This window comes from Pseudomonas salicis (assembly GCF_057128705.1).
The window spans coordinates 860,908-876,296 of record NZ_JBSKHU010000002.1 but is presented as its reverse complement, the minus strand read 5'-3'; the positions used below and the strand labels follow the sequence as shown (position 1 = coordinate 876,296).

Here is a 15,389-nt window from a genome sequence, read left to right as displayed (position 1 = left end):
TCAGCCTCCGACCGTGAACGGCACGATCCGCGATGACCCGATCTTTTCCAGTGCGGCGGCCTCGGGTGTGTAGTGGGTTTGAACGGGGTTGAGGCTGACCAGATTCAGATGAGACCGCGGTTTCACGGGGCGGGCGAGCGTGGCCGGCTCCGCAGGTGAAGTGTTGGAGGTGGCTGTTTTCACTGCATCGGCCAATGCTTGCATGAACGCGGGTGCGTTGGGATCACGTTTCGCTTTTTGCGGCAGCAGCGACGGTTGGGTGTGATTCACGGGATTGAGACGGCTGGTTTCCATGCGTTTGAACTCCCATTGATGAACGCGCCCGGAGTGGGCGTCACCATGGTTGAACAAGGCGGTTGTGGGACGTATGGAAGACGTTTGTAGGATTGGTCCTGATTTTGTGGGCGTGGCTTACGGTGGGGATTTACCTCATATTCCAACCGTGATCAAAAAAGGCCTCGTATGAGGCCTTCTTATTCGATCAGCGAATCCGCTCCGCCAGCGTCTCCGCCCCCCGCTCTCGGACCCAGAACAACGTCGCTCCCGCCACCGCAGCGGGCATCATCAAAATGTTGACCACCGGAATCAGCAGCACCAGGTACACGATCCCGCCAAAGCTCATGCTCTGCCAGCGCTTGGCGCGCAGCCAGGCGAGCATGTCTTGCCAGCTCATTTTGTGGTTGTCGGCAGGGTAGTCGATGTACTGGATGGCCATCATCCACACGCCGAACATCAGCCACAGCGGTGCGGCGACGATGTTGACGACGGGAATCCAAGACAGGATGAACAGCCCGATGGCGCGGGGCAGGAAGTAGCCCAGCTTGCGCATCTCGCGGCTGAGCGTGCGGGGGACCATTTCGATCAGCTCGCCCCAACTGAACGCAGGGAAATCATCGGTGCCGCGCAGGACCACTTCGACTTTTTCTGACAAAAAACCGTTGAATGGTGCGGCGATGACGTTGGCGATCATGGTAAAGGTGAAAAACACCATCAGCGCGACCAGCACCACGAACAGCGGCCACAGGATGTAATTGAGGAAGCTCAGCCAGCTGGGCAGCGTCGGCATGAACGAATCGACCCACAGGCTGAATTCGTGACCAGCGAAATAGATCAGTGCGCTGAACAGCACCAGGTTAATGGTCAGCGGCAGCAGGACAAACAGCCGCAAACCGGGGCTGAGGACCAGTTTCAGGCCTTCGCGCAGGTATTGCGGACCAGACAGGGCGGGTGCAGGCATACAAGCCTCCAAACATTGAAAACGCGCCGACCTTACCGGCTTTCCCCAAGCGGCGGAAGCGGGAACGGTATGGCGACATTCGCCGAAACAATCTGGTGAAGGCAGAGTCTATCGACGATACCCAGGCCATCGATCATCGGGATAGGTACGGCCTATGAGCTGGATTGTGAAACGATATTTCCTTAATCTTCCCCGCCCCGATAAGCTTGCGGGCATCTTTTAGACCTCTTCCATTCACTTTGAACCTCTCAGGAGTCTTAATGAGCGTTCTGGTTAACAAACAGGCCCCGGATTTCACTGCTGCCGCCGTTCTGGGCGACGGTTCGATTGTCGAGGACTTCAAACTGTCTTCGCTGCGCGGCAAATACGTCGTGCTGTTCTTCTGGCCACTGGACTTCACGTTCGTGTGCCCGTCGGAAATCATTGCGCACGACAACCGCGTTGCCAAATTCCGTGATCTCGGCGTTGAAGTGGTTGGTGTGTCCATCGACTCGCACTTCACCCACGCTGCATGGCGCAATACCCCGGTTGAAAAGGGCGGCATCGGCCAGGTCCAGTTCACTATGGTTGCCGACATCAAGCACGACATCACTCGCGCTTACGGCATCGAACACGACGACGGCGTTGCGCTGCGCGGTTCGTTCCTGATCGACCAGAGCGGTGTGGTTCAGCACCAGGTGGTCAACAACCTGCCACTGGGCCGTGACGTTGACGAAATGGTCCGTCTGGTTGAAGCACTGCAATTCACTGAGCAGCACGGCGAAGTTTGCCCGGCTGGCTGGCGTCCAGGCCAGAAAGGCATGAAGGCTGACGCTTCGGGCGTTGCCGATTACCTGGCTGAGAACGCCAAGAGCTTGTAATACCGTCGCTGCGGCTTCGGTCGCAGCGTCACGATTTCAGGATGGATGGGCGAATCTTCTCCAAGTGGCTCACCGATCCGTTTTATTCAACCGGTCCGCCGGTTTAGACCACAGTGACTCCGACCACACGTAATGGCCGGTCAATAGGAGTGTGTCATGTCTGATGTACGTCATTCCCGAGTGATTATTCTCGGCTCCGGCCCTGCCGGTTACAGCGCTGCGGTCTATGCGGCCCGTGCCAACCTCAAGCCTCTGCTGATCACCGGCATGCAGGCGGGTGGTCAGCTGACCACCACCACCGAAGTCGACAATTGGCCGGGTGACCCCCATGGCCTGACCGGCCCGGTGTTGATGGACCGCATGCGTGAACACGCCGAGCGTTTCGAAACCGAGATCATTTTCGACCACATCAATGCCGTCGATCTGGCCGGTAAACCGTTCAGCCTGAAAGGCGACAGCGGCACCTACACCTGCGACGCGCTGATCATCGCCACTGGCGCCAGCGCTCGTTACTTGGGCTTGCCGTCCGAAGAAGCATTCATGGGCAAGGGTGTTTCGGCCTGTGCGACCTGTGATGGTTTCTTCTACCGCAACAAGCCTGTCGCTGTTATCGGCGGCGGCAATACGGCTGTTGAAGAAGCGCTTTACCTGGCTAACATCGCCAGCAAGGTCACTCTGGTTCACCGTCGCGATACCTTCCGCGCCGAGAAGATTCTGATCGACAAGCTGCACGCACGTGTGGCCGAGGGCAAGATCGAGCTCAAGCTGAACGCCACGCTGGATGAAGTGCTGGGCGACAACATGGGCGTGACCGGTGCACGTCTGAAGAACAACGACGGCAGCAGCGCGGAGTTGAAGGTTGACGGCGTGTTCATCGCCATCGGCCACACCCCGAACACCTCGCTGTTCGAAGGCCAATTGGCGCTGAAAGACGGCTACATGGTCGTTCATGGTGGTCGCGAAGGTAATGCGACGGCGACCAGCGTCGAAGGCGTGTTCGCGGCAGGTGACGTGGCTGACCACGTTTACCGTCAGGCGATTACCTCGGCGGGTGCGGGCTGCATGGCGGCACTGGACGTTGAGCGGTATCTGGACGGTCTGGCTAACGCTTCGTTCTGATCGGCTATTCCAAAACGAAAAAACCGGCTCATCGGGCCGGTTTTTTTGTGTCTGCACTGTAGGAGCGAATTCATTCGCGATCGGTGTTTCAGGGTAAACATCTGAATCGGATGTACCGGCCAATCGCGAATGAATTCGCTCCTACAGGGCCAGCGTGCGCTGTCATACCGCGGCGCGGTAGCGATCAGGCTTTACGCGTCAACGGCTGAGCGCTGAACTTCACGCCTGCCAGACCATGGGTGATCAGCGCACGGATATTGCCGTGATCGCTGCCCTCAGGCGTGGCGACCACCGAGCGATAGTGCTCGCCGAACGCCAACAGGGCTTCTTCGTCGCTCAGGCCTTCTAGCAGCGCCAGACCCAAGGTCTTGCACGAGCCTTCGTTCTGACCCGCTGCGTTCTCGACCGGGCCGTTGCTGAACGCCTGTGGCTGGTAGTCGTAGTGCGCGGCGACGAACGCCAGCGTATCGGCGAACGGGTGTTCGCCGGACTTCAGGCTGGCGCGCAGGGTGTTCAGGTCAGTCATGTTTCTTTTCCTTGGAGAACGCCGCTTGCTGATCGGCGCTGGCTTCTTTCTGGTAGAGGGATTTCCACTCGCTGTACGGCATGCCGTACACCACTTCGCGGGCGTCATCGAGGCTGATGTCGATCTGCTTCTCGTCGGCGGCGGCCTTGTACCACTTTGACAGGCAGTTGCGGCAGAAGCCGGAGAGGTTCATCAGATCGATGTTCTGCACGTCCTTTCGGCTGTCCAGGTGCGCGACCAGACGACGGAAGGCGGCGGCTTCGAGTTCCAGGCGTTGTTGCTCGGTCATGATGGACTCTGTGCGAATGAAGGTGGGGCGGATGATAAGAGCGCGGGGCAGGGTGAGCAATGGCATTCGTCCAACGGATGGATGACCTGTGGGAGCGAATTCATTCGCGAGAGGCAGGTACATCCGATGCAAATCCGTTGATGTACACACGCATCGCGAATGAATTCGCTACCACAGGGGCAAGCGTCATTTCTGGAATCAGCGCTCGGCGGCCAGCGTAATCGACACCGACTCGGCGAAGCGCAGCGCGTGGGGCTTGTCGACTTCGACTTCGGCGTATTGCACGGCCTCGTGGCTCATCACCAAGTCCAGCACTTCCTGGGTCAACCGCTCCAGCAGCGCGAAACGATTGCTCTCGACGTGATGAATGATTGCCTTGGTGATGGTCCGGTAATTCAGCGCGTGATCGATGTCGTTGTCGCGCACCGCTTCCTGGGCGGCGTACAGGATCGTCAGGTTGATGAGGACATCCTGCTTGTTGAGGATTTCATCTTCGTTGATGCCGATAAAGGTTCGCAGGCACAGGTCCTTGACCCGGATGCGTGCGGTGCCTGGTTCGAGTCTTGCCATGGACTACTTGCTCCGTCCGATCAGTTGCAGGAATTCCATCCGTGTCGTATTGGATTCGCGAAAGGCGCCGAGCATCACCGAGGTATTCATGGTCGAATTCTGCTTTTCGACACCGCGCATCATCATGCACATGTGCTTCGCCTCGATGACCACCGCGACGCCTGCCGCATGGGTCACGCCCTGAATGGCGTCGGCGATCTGGCGGGTCAGGTTTTCCTGGATTTGCAGACGCCGGGCGAACATGTCGACGATGCGGGCGATCTTCGACAGCCCCAGGACTTTGCCGGTGGGGATGTAAGCCACATGGGCCTTGCCAATGAACGGCAGCAGGTGATGTTCGCACAGCGAATACAGCTCGATGTCTTTCACGATGACCATCTCGTCGTTATCCGACGCGAAGAGCGCACCGTTGACGATCTCGTCCAGCGTCTGATCGTATCCATGACACAGGTACTGCATGGCCTTCGCTGCGCGCTTGGGGGTGTCCCGCAAACCCTCGCGCTCCGGGTCTTCGCCCAGGCCGACAAGGATTTCGCGGTAGTGCTCTGGCAGTGACAGGGTCATCAAAGGGGTCCTCGGGGCGGCTTACTTGACGTGCCGTCCGCCGTTTACGGTCAATGTGGTGCCGGTGACGTACGGGTTATCCAGCAGATAGCGCAGGCTCTGGTAGATCACTTCAGGGCCCGGCTCGATGCCCAGCGCCGATTTGGCCAGCGTGCGTGCGCGGTACGCCGCGTCGTCGTCGGGTTGAAACATCAGCATGGCCGGAGCGATGCCGTTGACCTTTATAGAGGGGGCATAGCGGGCAGCGAACGACAACGTCAGGTTGTCCATGCCTGCCTTGCTCGCGCAGTAGGCAATGTGCTTGCTGCTGCCCTTGCGCGTGACGTCGTCTCCGATGTGAACGATGTCGGCGATCTCCGAGCGCTGTAGCAACTCGGCGCAATGCAGGTTGATCAGGTAGGGGGCGAGCATGTGCACGTTGAACATGCGCATGAATACATCGCCTTCATCGCCCTCGGTTTCTGCCAGCCACTCGGAGGCGTTGTGGATGATCGCGCGCAAGCGTGGGGTGTGTTCTTTCAATTGCGCGATGAAGGCCATCACGCTGTCCTGCGACGAAAAATCCGCCTGAATCGCGAGGGCGCCCAGTGCCTCCAGTCGCTCGACGCCAGGGCGTTCGGTGCGATAACTGATAATCACCGGCTGACCTTCGCCCAGCAGCCGTTCGGCGCAGTGCAGGCCGATGCGCTGGCTGGCGCCAGTGATCAGGACAGGGGCGGGGGAGGAGGCCATGGCAGCTCGTGGGTTATCAGGGAAGAGGACACCGGAAAGTCATTGGCGTATCGGCTCTGGGTTGCGGGCGCCGGTTGCTTTCATTGCGCCATCAGAGATCGAACGTCTGGGGCAAAGTTAACCCAATGGTCAGTGGTGTACAACTGTGGGTTCGGCGCTGGAGGTCGGGACGATATGGGATCAGCGAGTAGACGCCGATTCGGCGGACACTGATGGCGTCTGACTGTTGCTCTGCAACCACCCTGACAACAGATGCGTCGACAACGGAATGAACCAGAACACCATCAATGGCGTGAGAATGAGCGTGCTGATCATGATCCGCGGCAGCAACGCCAACTCACTCAGCAAGGGCCCCAACACGTAGTTGAAGATCAATGAGACGGGAAAGAACGCCAACCAAATGGCGATGGCCTGTTTCCAGCGCGGCGGACGCTGTCCGACGGTGCCGAACCAGCCGTCCAGCCCGCGCACACGGTGCACGGAATTCTTGGCGAAAAGCCCGCTGCCACGCACCAACCAGGAGCGCCGAGACGCAGAATGCTCCCACGCGTGCATGGTGGCTTCATCGGCAAAGCGGAAAATAATCTGGAATTCGTCGTCTCCCGGAGGCGGCGCGAGGACGCCCGAGCCCAGGTAGCCGGGGAAGTCGGTGGCGAGGTGCTCGCCTTCGTGCAGCCAGGTAATGAGTTCCTCATAGCGGCCATGGGCAACGCGGCGGGCGACCATCAACGTGACGGGTGAGGTAGACATTGTGTATCTCCGATAGACGAGTGAGCTTCCCGGGTAGGGAAATCACATGGCGCAACGCCGGGGTGGTGGCGTCGCGTCAATTTCATTACGAAATGCAAGCAAGGATTATTCCTGATTCCGTGGACAAAGCCACAAGTCTTTGCAGATCGGTTTTCCTTGATTGAATCCCGGCAGATGTACAATCCTGTTTCTAAATCACTTCAAGACGGACACTTTCATGACTCAGTTGCGCAGTGCGTCATCTGAAAACGATGAGGAGCTGTTGCCCATTCGCGAGGTGTCGCGCCTGACCGGTGTCAACTCGGTCACGCTTCGCGCATGGGAACGCCGTCATGGCTTGATCACACCCATCCGTACCGACGGCGGACATCGGCTTTATACCCACGCGGATGTGGCGACGGTTCGGAGCATTCTCATGTGGACCGAACGCGGAGTGGCTATCAGTAAGGTTGGAAAAATCCTTGCCGATACCCGCGATCTGGATGCCAAGGTGCGTGGGCCGCTCAGGGTCGTCGACAGCGCGGGGAAAGAGGCGTGGCAAGGGCGGCTGCGTCAGGCCGTCGAAAATTTCGACGAACGCTGGCTGGATCAGATCTACGATCAGGTCCTTTTCGCCTACCCGGTTTCAGTGGTCTTCGAAGACATCCTGATGCCGGTCTGGTACGACCTCGTCGCTCGTCATGACGCGTTTGGCCCCCTCAGCGAATGGCTGTTCTTCGACCACTTCCTGCGAGGGCACGCACTCCAGCGGCTCACTTCAGCGCGAGCAGACGCCGATTATCGGGTTCTGGTGGTCGCCATGCCCGGTGGATGCAGGGAGCTGGAACTGTGGGTTGCCGCTTTGCTGATGACCTCTGAGCGCGCATCGATCAGTGTGCTGGCGCCGGGGCAGCCGCTGGAAGAACTCGGGCTTGTTTGCGGCAAGATCAAACCCGACGCGCTGGTGTTGTTCTCTGATCAACTGCCTTCGGCCGACTTCAACAGAAAGTTGGAAAGGCTCGCGCTGGGGCTTGCCTGCCCGCTGCTGCTGGCGGGTAAAACCGCTGACATGGCGCAGGCCAGTTTGCAGGGTTCGGTCATCGGGTGTCTGAGTAGTGACGCAGGCGTGATGCAACAACGCTTGCAGCAGTTTCTGGCGGGACGTCTCGATACTTGAGAGCCGCCGCGAGTTTTGAGCCTTACGCGGCAAGTGGGGCGGCACGGTCAATCTTGCAGCTTGCCGCTCAAAACTCGCCGCTGTTACAAATGCATGGAAGGATGAATCTTGCGATGTTCCTGAAGGATGTACTGCCGCAGGCGCTCGGTGTCTTCCTTGCTGTTCTGGCTCAAGCGGTACGCGGCCAGGCCCTGTTCGGTCAGGCGCTCAAAGGTGCCGCGCAAGGCGATGGGGGCGAGGCCGGCCGGGGTAAACCAGGCGGAAAAATATTTGGGCGGCTTGGTCTGTTTGCGGATTTCCAGCAGGATGCCTTTAAAGGAAATCTCGTGCACCCACAGGGCCGTCAGCGCACCTTTCTCGGTTTCCAGCGCCATAGGCTCGGGCAAACTCAAACGCCACGGACGGATGCGCGGGCCTTCTTCAAAAATGCTGGGGGCGCCCAACTCCAAGTGCAGTGCGTGGAATTCGTCTTCAACCAGATGCAGCGGAAAGGTCATCTGCTGGTTGTCGAACTGGGCTTGAATCGTCACTTGCTCATGAGCGGCGAGGCGCGTCAGCAGGTCCTGAATCTGGACACCGCCGTTGACCACCAGGCTACGGGATTTGTCGCGCAGGTTCAGCTTGGGGTTGTGCTGCATGTTCTGGATGAAGTCCAACTCATCCTGCGTGAGAATGTTGTCGCGCTGCATGGTCAAGCTCGATTAACCGGTTATTGAAAAAGCAGACATTAAATTCGCTTTTTGGTTGCTGCCGTTCGTCAGTTACAAGGTGTTACCGCTTTAGCGCCGCTATTTCCAAGCGAGCTTGCGCCAGTTCTGCCTCTAATTCGACAACTTTTTGTTGCGTCTGAACGTGGTCGGTCACGTCCTTCTGTATGCCAATGTAATACATCAGTTTTTCAGCGTCGTTGTAGATCGGCGTGATCGACAGCTCATTCCAGAACGCACTGCCGTCCTTGCGGTAATTGCGCAAGATCTGGCGGCATGGATGCCCATTTTTCAGGGCTTCGCGGATGGCACGGCGCGCGAACTGATCGCGGTCGTCACCCTGCAACAGGCGGCAATCCTGATAGAGCACCTCATCGGCGCTGAATCCGGTCAGCCGTTCGAACGCCTTGTTGGCATATATAAGGATGTTGTCGTCACCCTCATGCTCGGCGATCACAATCCCGTCGATCGAGGCGTCGATCGCCAGTTGCATCAGCTTTGCGTTGATCACCCACAGCCTCCGTGCGATTGCGCAAAGGGCGCATTCTAAGACATTGCGCTCGACTGGGGCATAATGCCGCACGATTTCAATCAGTCACAGGATCACACAATGAAAGTCGCCATTGTTTCGGGCTCGGTGTACGGCTCTGCCGAAGAAGTCGCCCGACACGCCCAGCAGATTATCCAAAAGGCCGGCCATGCAGTGTTCTTCAACCCGCGCGCGACGTTGGCCGATCTTCAGGCATTTGCCCCCGAAGCGTTTCTGGCCGTGACATCTACCACGGGCCTTGGTGAACTCCCTGACAACATTCAGCCGCTGTACTCGCAGATCCGTGACGTGCTGCCCGCTGCATGGCGCGGCCTGCCTGGCGGCGTCATTGGTCTGGGCGACGCAAGCTATGGCGACACGTTCTGCGGCGGTGGCGAACAGTTGCGCGAACTGTTCATGGAAGTGGGTATTCGCGAAGTGCAGGACATGCTGCGCCTGGATGCCAGCGAAACCGTGACGCCGGAAAGCGATGCCGAGCCGTGGCTCGCGGAGTTCCTCGAAAAGCTCGGCGCCTGACCCGTCAGTCGGCGCCGAAGCGTTGCGGCTTACTTGCGCATCAGCGCCAGCCACGCCTGAGCGGCTTTGGACAGGTATGCGCCTTCACGCCAAATGAAGGCGATGTCCCAGCGCAAGCTTTCAGGTGCTTTCAAGGTGAGACGAGCCACACCCGGCCGCACCAGCGCTCGCGCGACGACCTGCGGCAGCAGCACGACGCCTTGCCCTGCCGCGACCAGCGCGACGAGGAAGTCTGCCTGTCCACTGCGCCCGCCTTCTTTGGGGGTGAAACCTTCTTGCTTACACGCCTGCAGCAGCCGATCGTTAAGCACGAAGCTACGTTGATACAACAGAAAGGGTGTGTCGGCGAGCTGGCTCAATTCCACTTCCTTTAGATGCGCCAGTGGGTGATCAATCGGGAGTAGGGCATCCATGGGCTCGTCGCAGAACGGCTGTGAGGCGAACATCGGGTCATCGGGGGTCAGGCTCGCACCGATCTCCAGATCGCCCGTCATCACAGCCCGCTCGATGGCGCGACTGCCGTCTTCGAGCAAATGAATGGTGACATTGGGGTAAAGCCGCCGGTATTCAGCGAAAGCTTTGGCGAACAGCGTGTCACTGCCCAGCATCGGCAGGCCGAGGCGCAACTCACCGCGTGCCAGATTGCTGAGGTCATCCAGCTCTCGCAGCAGGCCGTTACGCAGGATGAGCATCTCTTCAGCCCGGTGCAGCACGACTTTACCGGCGGCGGTCAGGTTGACCTGTGACCCTTGGCGATCCAGCAAGCTGACCCCCAGGCTTTCTTCCAGTTGTGCAACCTGTTTACTCACCGCTGACTGACTGATGAACAGTGTCCGGGCGGCCTGGGTGAAACCGCCTTCCCGCACCACCTCAATAAAGCTGCGAAGCTGTTTGAATTCCACGTTGAGTACTGTCTTTCGGGATGAGATATGCCGACAGTGTGAATGATGCGATTCCATATTGGAATCGCTAAAAGTCTTACAATTCGTTTTTGGGATGTTAAGTGAATCGTTAAACTGGAGCCCTCAGAGGGCAGGATGACCATGAAACGATTGTCTCGACTCGCACGGCTGGTGGGCGAACTTGTTGCCTTGATCGCGATTTACCAAGTGGGTTGCGAGATCGTGTTGTGGCTTAACCTCCCCATCCCAGGTGGAGTTGTCGGCCTCGGGCTGTTGCTGGTGGTGTTCGCCAGCGGCGTACTCAACCCCGCTACCTTGCAAACCGGTGCGGGCCTGTTGCTGGCCGAGATGTTGCTGTTCTTCATTCCTCCGTTGATGAGCCTGCTGGACTATGGCGCGCTGGTCCGTCACGAAGGCTGGCGCATCATGCTGGTGATTGGGTGCAGTACGTTGATGGTCATGCTGGTCACCGCTTGCACGGTTGAGGTGGTCTGTCGCCTGAAGGGCCGAACTGCGGAGGGCGGGGCATGACTTTTGAGCCAATGCCGATCTTCTGGCTGCTGATCACGGTGACCGCGTATGTCAGCAGTCGCTGGCTGTACCGTCGGACCGGTCGGTATTTGCTGTCGCCGCTGATCCTTGTTCCTACGGTTCTACTGGCCATTGCTGCGCCCATGCACACAGGCTACGCCGAATACTCCACCAACACCCATTGGTTGATGCTGGTGCTCGGCCCGGTCACCGTGGCTTTCGCCGTGCCGATCTGGCAGCAGCGTGCGTTGCTCGCCCGGCACTGGCCCGCCTTGCTCATTGGCATGTTGGCGGGAAGTGCTGCCTCGATTGCCAGTTCGTTCGGGCTTTCCAGGGTCATGGCTCTGGACACCTCGGTGGTGATGTCGTTGGTTCCTCGTTCGATCACCACGCCTTTTGCGATGCCCCTCGCACACGACTTGGGTGGCGTACCGGAACTGACCGCTGTATTTGTGATGTGCACCGGTGTCTTCGGCGCGGCATTGGGTGGCGTGCTGCTCAAATGGCTGCCGCTACGCACTTCATTGGCCCGTGGCGCGCTGTTTGGCGTGGGCGCGCATGGTGCTGGCGTGAGTCGCGCTCGGGAGGTGGGGGGGGAGGAGGGCTCCGTGGCCGGACTGGTCATGGTGCTCACCGGCATTCTCAATCTCTTCGCGGCGCCCTTGCTGGTTTGGATGCTCTGAAAGCTTTGCGCTAGAGCCATCGCAGCGCCTCTGACTCGCCGGGCCACTAACGTGGCTGCGAAGGCAAGTACCGCTTGTTCCCGGTCTGACTAGACTGCTGATCCATTAGAGCAGAATAACCGCCGAGGAACGCTGATCGTGAAAGTCGCCCAAGTAGCCGCCGATGGCGTGAGCCACATCCACCCCAGCGTCAAAGAGCGGGTCAGCCCCGAAGAGTGGCAGGCTCGCGTAGACCTTGCAGCGTGCTACCGGCTGGTAGCCCTTCACGGTTGGGATGATCTGATTTTTACTCACATCTCGGCCAAGGTGCCCGGCACCGAAGATTTTCTGATCAACCCCTACGGGATGATGTTTCACGAGATGACGGCGTCCAGCCTGGTCAAAGTCGATCAGTCGGGCAAGAAACTCATGGACAGCCCCTACGACATCAACCCGGCGGGCTACACCATCCACAGCGCCGTGCATGAAGTGCGTCATGACGTGATGTGCGTCATGCACACCCACACGGCGGCAGGTGTGGCGGTGTCCGCGCAGAAACAAGGCGTGTTGCCGATCAGCCAGCAATCGCTCTTTGTGCTGTCGAGCCTGGCCTATCATGGGTATGAAGGCGTTGCGCTAAACCATGATGAGAAGGCCCGTCTGCAGGCGGACCTGGGGCCCTCCAATTTCCTGATGCTCAATAATCATGGGCTTTTGACCTGCGCCTCCAGCATCGCGGACACCTTTCTGATGATGTTCACCTTTCAGCGGGCCTGTGAGATTCAGGTGCTCGCCCAAGGTGGCGGGGCCGAACTGATCCCTATCGACGGACAGATTCTCGCAGGCGCGAAGGCGATGGTCGCCGGCGTAACGCGCAGCGCCGAGGGCATGGGGGGCAAATTGGCCTGGCCTGCCTTGTTGCGCAAACTCGATCAATGCTCTCCGGGATACGCGCAGTAATGTGTCTCTCGGAAATCCCCCTCAGCGTCTGGCGCAGACGAGGCCACGACTTCGTGTTTCGCGGCCATCGCATTCGCTATTGGGCGGCCGGGCAGGGCGAGCCCTTACTGCTGATCCACGGTTTTCCTACGGCAAGTTGGGATTGGCACTACTTGTGGCAGCCGCTGGCCCGCCGCTACCGGGTCATCGCCTGCGACATGCTGGGATTTGGCGACTCCGCCAAACCTCGGAATCATGTGTACAGCCTTATTGAGCAAGCGGATCTTCAGCAGGCGTTGCTCGGCCATCTGGAGGTGAGCCAGCCGGTGCACATCCTCGCCCATGACTACGGTGACAGCGTCGCCCAGGAACTCTTGGCGCGGCATGCCGAGGGGCGGTTTGACATGGGCAGTTGCGCGTTTCTCAACGGCGGCCTGTTTCCGGAGGCGTATCGACCGTGCCGGGTGCAGAAAATGCTGCTTGGCCGCTTGGGCTGGGTGGTGGGGCGGCTGTTCGACCGCAACAGCCTGGACCACGACTTCAGTCGGACATTCGGGCCCGACACCCGCCCCAGTGAAAGCGAACTGGATGATTTCTGGAGCCTGATTTCAGCTGGCCGAGGCCATCACATGCTGTATCGCCTGATCAATTACCTCCCCGAACGCGTAGAGCTGCGCGACCGTTGGGTGCAGGCGATGCAGCGCAATCAAGTGCCAATGCGCTTTATCAACGGCGCCGCCGACCCGATTTCCGGGCGCCATATGGTGGAGCGCTATCGTGAGCTGATTCCCAACCCGGACACCATCTTGCTGCCGGATGTGGGCCGCTACCCCCAGACGGAGGCTCCCGCACGTGTCTTGAGCTGCTACGAGGCGTTTCGCGCTTCAGCCGCTGACTTCAGACCTCCAATTGTCGTGCCGCTGGCGATCCAGAACAGCAAGCCTGCCAATCATCCCTTTGTGTTATCGAGCACCATTCAGAACGGCTCGTATTGATTGTGACCCGCCAGTGACTGGTTGACACTCCATGACTGTTTCGCACGCCCTCGAACGCCCCAGCTGATTGGCGCGGACTTCACGGAATCGAGTGCGTGCCTCATCGTTGGGGAGTGCGGCATGAGTGAGTCCATACGTTTCGAAGACAAAGTGGTCATCGTCACGGGTGCTGGCGGCGGGCTTGGGCGGGCCCACGCCTTGCTGTTCGCCCGCCACGGGGCGCGAGTGGTGGTGAATGACCTGGGCGGTTCGGCCCATGGTGAAGGCGCCAATGCGTCGGCAGCCGACCGCGTCGTGGCGGAAATTCGCGAAGCGGGCGGCCAGGCAGTGGCCAATCATGATTCTGTGACCGATGGCGACAAGATCGTCCAAAACGCGCTGGATGCGTTCGGTCGCGTAGACGTCGTGGTGAACAACGCGGGGATTCTGCGCGACAAGAGTTTCGCCAAAATGGAAGACGCCGATTGGGAGCTGGTTTACCGGGTCCACGTCGAGGGCGCCTACAAAGTGACCCATGCCGCCTGGCCCCATCTTCGCGAGCAGAACTACGGGCGGGTCATCTTCACCTCGTCCACGTCCGGGATTTACGGCAACTTCGGCCAATCCAATTACAGCATGGCCAAGCTCGGCCTCTACGGCCTGACCCGCACACTGGCGCTGGAAGGGCGCAAGAACAACATACTGGTCAACGCCATCGCACCGACCGGCGGCACGAGAATGACCGAAGGGCTGATCCCGGCCAGCGTCTTCGAGCTTCTCAAGCCTGAACTCGTCAGCCCATTGGTGGTGTACCTGGGCAGTGAACACTGCCAAGAGAGCGCCGGATTATATGAAGTCGGAGGCGGCTGGATAGGCAAGGTCCGCTGGGAACGCAGCATTGGCGCCGGGTTCGACCCAGGGGCAGGGTTCTCGCCGGAGGATGTCGCCGCGCAATGGGACACCATCAACGACTTCACCGACGCGGCACATCCTGGCGACAACGTTGAAGCGCTGAAGGAAATGATGGCGAATCTGCAGAGGTTCGCGGGTTGAAGTCGAGGCTGGGCGTGACCGTTTCAGGGGAGTGGAACGGGTCAATTTTGTAGGGCGATTATTGGCTTATTTGTAGGAAGGGTCTCTTTATAAGGCAATGATTCCGTCTTCAGGTTTTTTGCCTCAAGCCTGGGTCCGCGCCCCCGATAGGACGAACGTAATCGTTCCTATCGTGGAGGTCGAAAATGCTTCAGAATTTTTCCGAGATAAATCGCCGGCTCAGTACTTATGCCGTCGTTCCTGATAACCGGTTCCGGACTCAATCAGGTGCTTCGGAGCAGGAAGAAAGTATCAAGCAAAAAGTCAGACAGTACTGGGCTGACGAGAGCATTTCCAATAAAGAGAAATTGAAGGGCTTCAACCTGGACCTGTCAGGTTTTGATCCCAGGAATACGACCAACCGACAATTGCGTGAAATTGGCAACGTGCTGGTGGACATGGGCATCATTGATTACGGCACGTCGGGGTGGCTTTCGGGCATTGACCTGGATTTTGATGCGCAGGGAAATGAAATAAGCCTCGATAAGAAAGTGGATATGTATGACTACTTTGAGCGTCAACTCGGGTTTCTCAATAAGCACATATCGGAGGGGCACGGGTTTGCCAGCGATACGCTGACCAAGCTGAAAACGGTCATGTCGGTCACACTTGCGCTTGAGGAACATGGCAATACGCCTCGCGAGAGGTCCTTGGTCAACATCCGAACATGACCGAGATCATGAAGCCGGAGCGGTGAGTTCGTCACCGCTCTG

The 15,389-nt window shown here is 58.9% G+C and carries 21 protein-coding genes; 10 read left to right on the top strand and 11 right to left on the bottom strand.

Annotation, left to right across the window (positions count from 1 at the left end):
- Positions 1-294 (bottom strand): hypothetical protein, encoded by a 294-nt coding sequence (locus ACWKWE_RS10210; protein WP_483850415.1) that lies wholly within the window; start codon positions 292-294, stop codon positions 1-3.
- Positions 295-481: 187 nt separating this feature from the next.
- Positions 482-1,237, bottom strand: coding sequence for a sulfate transporter CysZ (gene cysZ, locus ACWKWE_RS10205; protein WP_166597202.1), 756 nt, complete (start codon positions 1,235-1,237; stop codon positions 482-484).
- Between the two features lie 260 nt (positions 1,238-1,497).
- Here cysZ and ACWKWE_RS10200 point away from each other — a divergent pair, with 260 nt between their 5' ends.
- Positions 1,498-2,097: a peroxiredoxin gene (locus ACWKWE_RS10200; RefSeq protein WP_483850414.1), complete on the top strand. Its 600-nt coding sequence runs from the start codon at positions 1,498-1,500 to the stop codon at positions 2,095-2,097.
- Between the two features lie 156 nt (positions 2,098-2,253).
- A complete protein-coding gene (trxB, locus tag ACWKWE_RS10195; RefSeq protein ID WP_166597200.1) occupies positions 2,254-3,216 on the top strand; it encodes a thioredoxin-disulfide reductase in 963 nt (320 codons plus the stop codon).
- A 184-nt stretch (positions 3,217-3,400) separates the two neighbouring features.
- Here trxB and ACWKWE_RS10190 read toward each other — a convergent pair whose 3' ends face one another.
- The 6 genes from ACWKWE_RS10190 to ACWKWE_RS10165 form a co-directional block, all read right to left on the bottom strand.
- Positions 3,401-3,742 carry a HopJ type III effector protein gene (locus ACWKWE_RS10190; protein ID WP_483850413.1) on the bottom strand — a complete coding sequence of 114 codons (342 nt, stop codon included), beginning with the start codon at positions 3,740-3,742 and terminating at the stop codon, positions 3,401-3,403.
- Positions 3,735-4,031: a DUF1244 domain-containing protein gene (locus ACWKWE_RS10185; protein WP_483850412.1), complete on the bottom strand. Its 297-nt coding sequence runs from the start codon at positions 4,029-4,031 to the stop codon at positions 3,735-3,737. Before ACWKWE_RS10185 ends, ACWKWE_RS10190 begins: the two co-directional genes overlap by 8 nt.
- A gap of 198 nt (positions 4,032-4,229) precedes the next feature.
- Positions 4,230-4,601, bottom strand: coding sequence for a dihydroneopterin triphosphate 2'-epimerase (gene folX / locus ACWKWE_RS10180; protein WP_166597197.1), 372 nt, complete (start codon positions 4,599-4,601; stop codon positions 4,230-4,232).
- Positions 4,602-4,604: 3 nt separating this feature from the next.
- Entirely contained in the window at positions 4,605-5,165 is a 561-nt protein-coding gene (gene folE, locus ACWKWE_RS10175) for a GTP cyclohydrolase I FolE (RefSeq protein ID WP_483850411.1), read from the bottom strand.
- A gap of 21 nt (positions 5,166-5,186) precedes the next feature.
- Positions 5,187-5,897, bottom strand: coding sequence for a dihydromonapterin reductase (gene folM / locus ACWKWE_RS10170; protein WP_166597195.1), 711 nt, complete (start codon positions 5,895-5,897; stop codon positions 5,187-5,189).
- Between the two features lie 180 nt (positions 5,898-6,077).
- Positions 6,078-6,647 (bottom strand): putative antibiotic biosynthesis monooxygenase, encoded by a 570-nt coding sequence (locus ACWKWE_RS10165; protein WP_166597194.1) that lies wholly within the window; start codon positions 6,645-6,647, stop codon positions 6,078-6,080.
- Positions 6,648-6,864: 217 nt separating this feature from the next.
- On the opposite strand from ACWKWE_RS10165, the gene ACWKWE_RS10160 reads away from it, so the two are divergent.
- A complete protein-coding gene (locus tag ACWKWE_RS10160; RefSeq protein WP_483850410.1) occupies positions 6,865-7,803 on the top strand; it encodes a MerR family transcriptional regulator in 939 nt (312 codons plus the stop codon).
- A gap of 83 nt (positions 7,804-7,886) precedes the next feature.
- Here ACWKWE_RS10160 and ACWKWE_RS10155 read toward each other — a convergent pair whose 3' ends face one another.
- Entirely contained in the window at positions 7,887-8,492 is a 606-nt protein-coding gene (locus ACWKWE_RS10155; protein ID WP_166597192.1) for a hypothetical protein, read from the bottom strand.
- Positions 8,493-8,574: 82 nt separating this feature from the next.
- The gene (locus tag ACWKWE_RS10150; protein WP_483850482.1) at positions 8,575-9,021 is read right to left on the bottom strand and encodes a PAS domain-containing protein; all 447 of its coding nucleotides are present in this window, start codon (positions 9,019-9,021) and stop codon (positions 8,575-8,577) included.
- A 99-nt stretch (positions 9,022-9,120) separates the two neighbouring features.
- Between ACWKWE_RS10150 and ACWKWE_RS10145 the strand changes: the two genes are divergently transcribed.
- Positions 9,121-9,576: a flavodoxin gene (locus ACWKWE_RS10145; protein ID WP_483850409.1), complete on the top strand. Its 456-nt coding sequence runs from the start codon at positions 9,121-9,123 to the stop codon at positions 9,574-9,576.
- Between the two features lie 29 nt (positions 9,577-9,605).
- On the opposite strand, the gene ACWKWE_RS10140 is transcribed toward ACWKWE_RS10145, so the two are convergent.
- A complete protein-coding gene (locus ACWKWE_RS10140; RefSeq protein ID WP_483850408.1) occupies positions 9,606-10,478 on the bottom strand; it encodes a LysR family transcriptional regulator in 873 nt (290 codons plus the stop codon).
- 141 nt (positions 10,479-10,619) lie between these two features.
- Between ACWKWE_RS10140 and ACWKWE_RS10135 the strand changes: the two genes are divergently transcribed.
- The 6 genes from ACWKWE_RS10135 (at position 10,620) to ACWKWE_RS10110 (ending at position 15,347) form a co-directional block, all read left to right on the top strand.
- Complete coding sequence (locus ACWKWE_RS10135; protein ID WP_483850407.1) at positions 10,620-11,009, top strand: CidA/LrgA family protein; 390 nt, start codon at positions 10,620-10,622, stop codon at positions 11,007-11,009.
- Entirely contained in the window at positions 11,006-11,692 is a 687-nt protein-coding gene (locus ACWKWE_RS10130; protein WP_483850406.1) for an LrgB family protein, read from the top strand. The genes ACWKWE_RS10135 and ACWKWE_RS10130 overlap by 4 nt, the downstream gene beginning before the upstream one ends.
- Before the next feature lie 168 nt (positions 11,693-11,860).
- Positions 11,861-12,631 carry a class II aldolase/adducin family protein gene (locus ACWKWE_RS10125; RefSeq protein WP_166597287.1) on the top strand — a complete coding sequence of 257 codons (771 nt, stop codon included), beginning with the start codon at positions 11,861-11,863 and terminating at the stop codon, positions 12,629-12,631.
- Entirely contained in the window at positions 12,631-13,605 is a 975-nt protein-coding gene (locus ACWKWE_RS10120; protein WP_483850405.1) for an alpha/beta fold hydrolase, read from the top strand. The genes ACWKWE_RS10125 and ACWKWE_RS10120 overlap by 1 nt, the downstream gene beginning before the upstream one ends.
- A 120-nt stretch (positions 13,606-13,725) precedes the next feature.
- Entirely contained in the window at positions 13,726-14,637 is a 912-nt protein-coding gene (locus ACWKWE_RS10115) for an SDR family oxidoreductase (RefSeq protein WP_483850404.1), read from the top strand.
- 185 nt (positions 14,638-14,822) lie between these two features.
- Positions 14,823-15,347, top strand: coding sequence for a hypothetical protein (locus ACWKWE_RS10110; protein WP_483850403.1), 525 nt, complete (start codon positions 14,823-14,825; stop codon positions 15,345-15,347).
- The last annotated feature ends 42 nt before the right edge of the window (positions 15,348-15,389 follow it).

Bases quoted from the DNA above. Each gene is read 5' to 3' on its own strand.
- ACWKWE_RS10210 (WP_483850415.1), bottom strand. From the start codon at position 294: ATGGAAACCAGCCGTCTCAATCCCGTGAATCACACCCAACCGTCGCTG.
- cysZ (WP_166597202.1), bottom strand. From the start codon at position 1,237: ATGCCTGCACCCGCCCTGTCTGGTCCGCAATACCTGCGCGAAGGCCTG.
- ACWKWE_RS10200 (WP_483850414.1), top strand. From the start codon at position 1,498: ATGAGCGTTCTGGTTAACAAACAGGCCCCGGATTTCACTGCTGCCGCC.
- trxB (WP_166597200.1), top strand. From the start codon at position 2,254: ATGTCTGATGTACGTCATTCCCGAGTGATTATTCTCGGCTCCGGCCCT.
- ACWKWE_RS10190 (WP_483850413.1), bottom strand. From the start codon at position 3,742: ATGACTGACCTGAACACCCTGCGCGCCAGCCTGAAGTCCGGCGAACAC.
- ACWKWE_RS10185 (WP_483850412.1), bottom strand. From the start codon at position 4,031: ATGACCGAGCAACAACGCCTGGAACTCGAAGCCGCCGCCTTCCGTCGT.
- folX (WP_166597197.1), bottom strand. From the start codon at position 4,601: ATGGCAAGACTCGAACCAGGCACCGCACGCATCCGGGTCAAGGACCTG.
- folE (WP_483850411.1), bottom strand. From the start codon at position 5,165: ATGACCCTGTCACTGCCAGAGCACTACCGCGAAATCCTTGTCGGCCTG.
- folM (WP_166597195.1), bottom strand. From the start codon at position 5,897: ATGGCCTCCTCCCCCGCCCCTGTCCTGATCACTGGCGCCAGCCAGCGC.
- ACWKWE_RS10165 (WP_166597194.1), bottom strand. From the start codon at position 6,647: ATGTCTACCTCACCCGTCACGTTGATGGTCGCCCGCCGCGTTGCCCAT.
- ACWKWE_RS10160 (WP_483850410.1), top strand. From the start codon at position 6,865: ATGACTCAGTTGCGCAGTGCGTCATCTGAAAACGATGAGGAGCTGTTG.
- ACWKWE_RS10155 (WP_166597192.1), bottom strand. From the start codon at position 8,492: ATGCAGCGCGACAACATTCTCACGCAGGATGAGTTGGACTTCATCCAG.
- ACWKWE_RS10145 (WP_483850409.1), top strand. From the start codon at position 9,121: ATGAAAGTCGCCATTGTTTCGGGCTCGGTGTACGGCTCTGCCGAAGAA.
- ACWKWE_RS10135 (WP_483850407.1), top strand. From the start codon at position 10,620: ATGAAACGATTGTCTCGACTCGCACGGCTGGTGGGCGAACTTGTTGCC.
- ACWKWE_RS10130 (WP_483850406.1), top strand. From the start codon at position 11,006: ATGACTTTTGAGCCAATGCCGATCTTCTGGCTGCTGATCACGGTGACC.
- ACWKWE_RS10120 (WP_483850405.1), top strand. From the start codon at position 12,631: ATGTGTCTCTCGGAAATCCCCCTCAGCGTCTGGCGCAGACGAGGCCAC.
- ACWKWE_RS10115 (WP_483850404.1), top strand. From the start codon at position 13,726: ATGAGTGAGTCCATACGTTTCGAAGACAAAGTGGTCATCGTCACGGGT.
- ACWKWE_RS10110 (WP_483850403.1), top strand. From the start codon at position 14,823: ATGCTTCAGAATTTTTCCGAGATAAATCGCCGGCTCAGTACTTATGCC.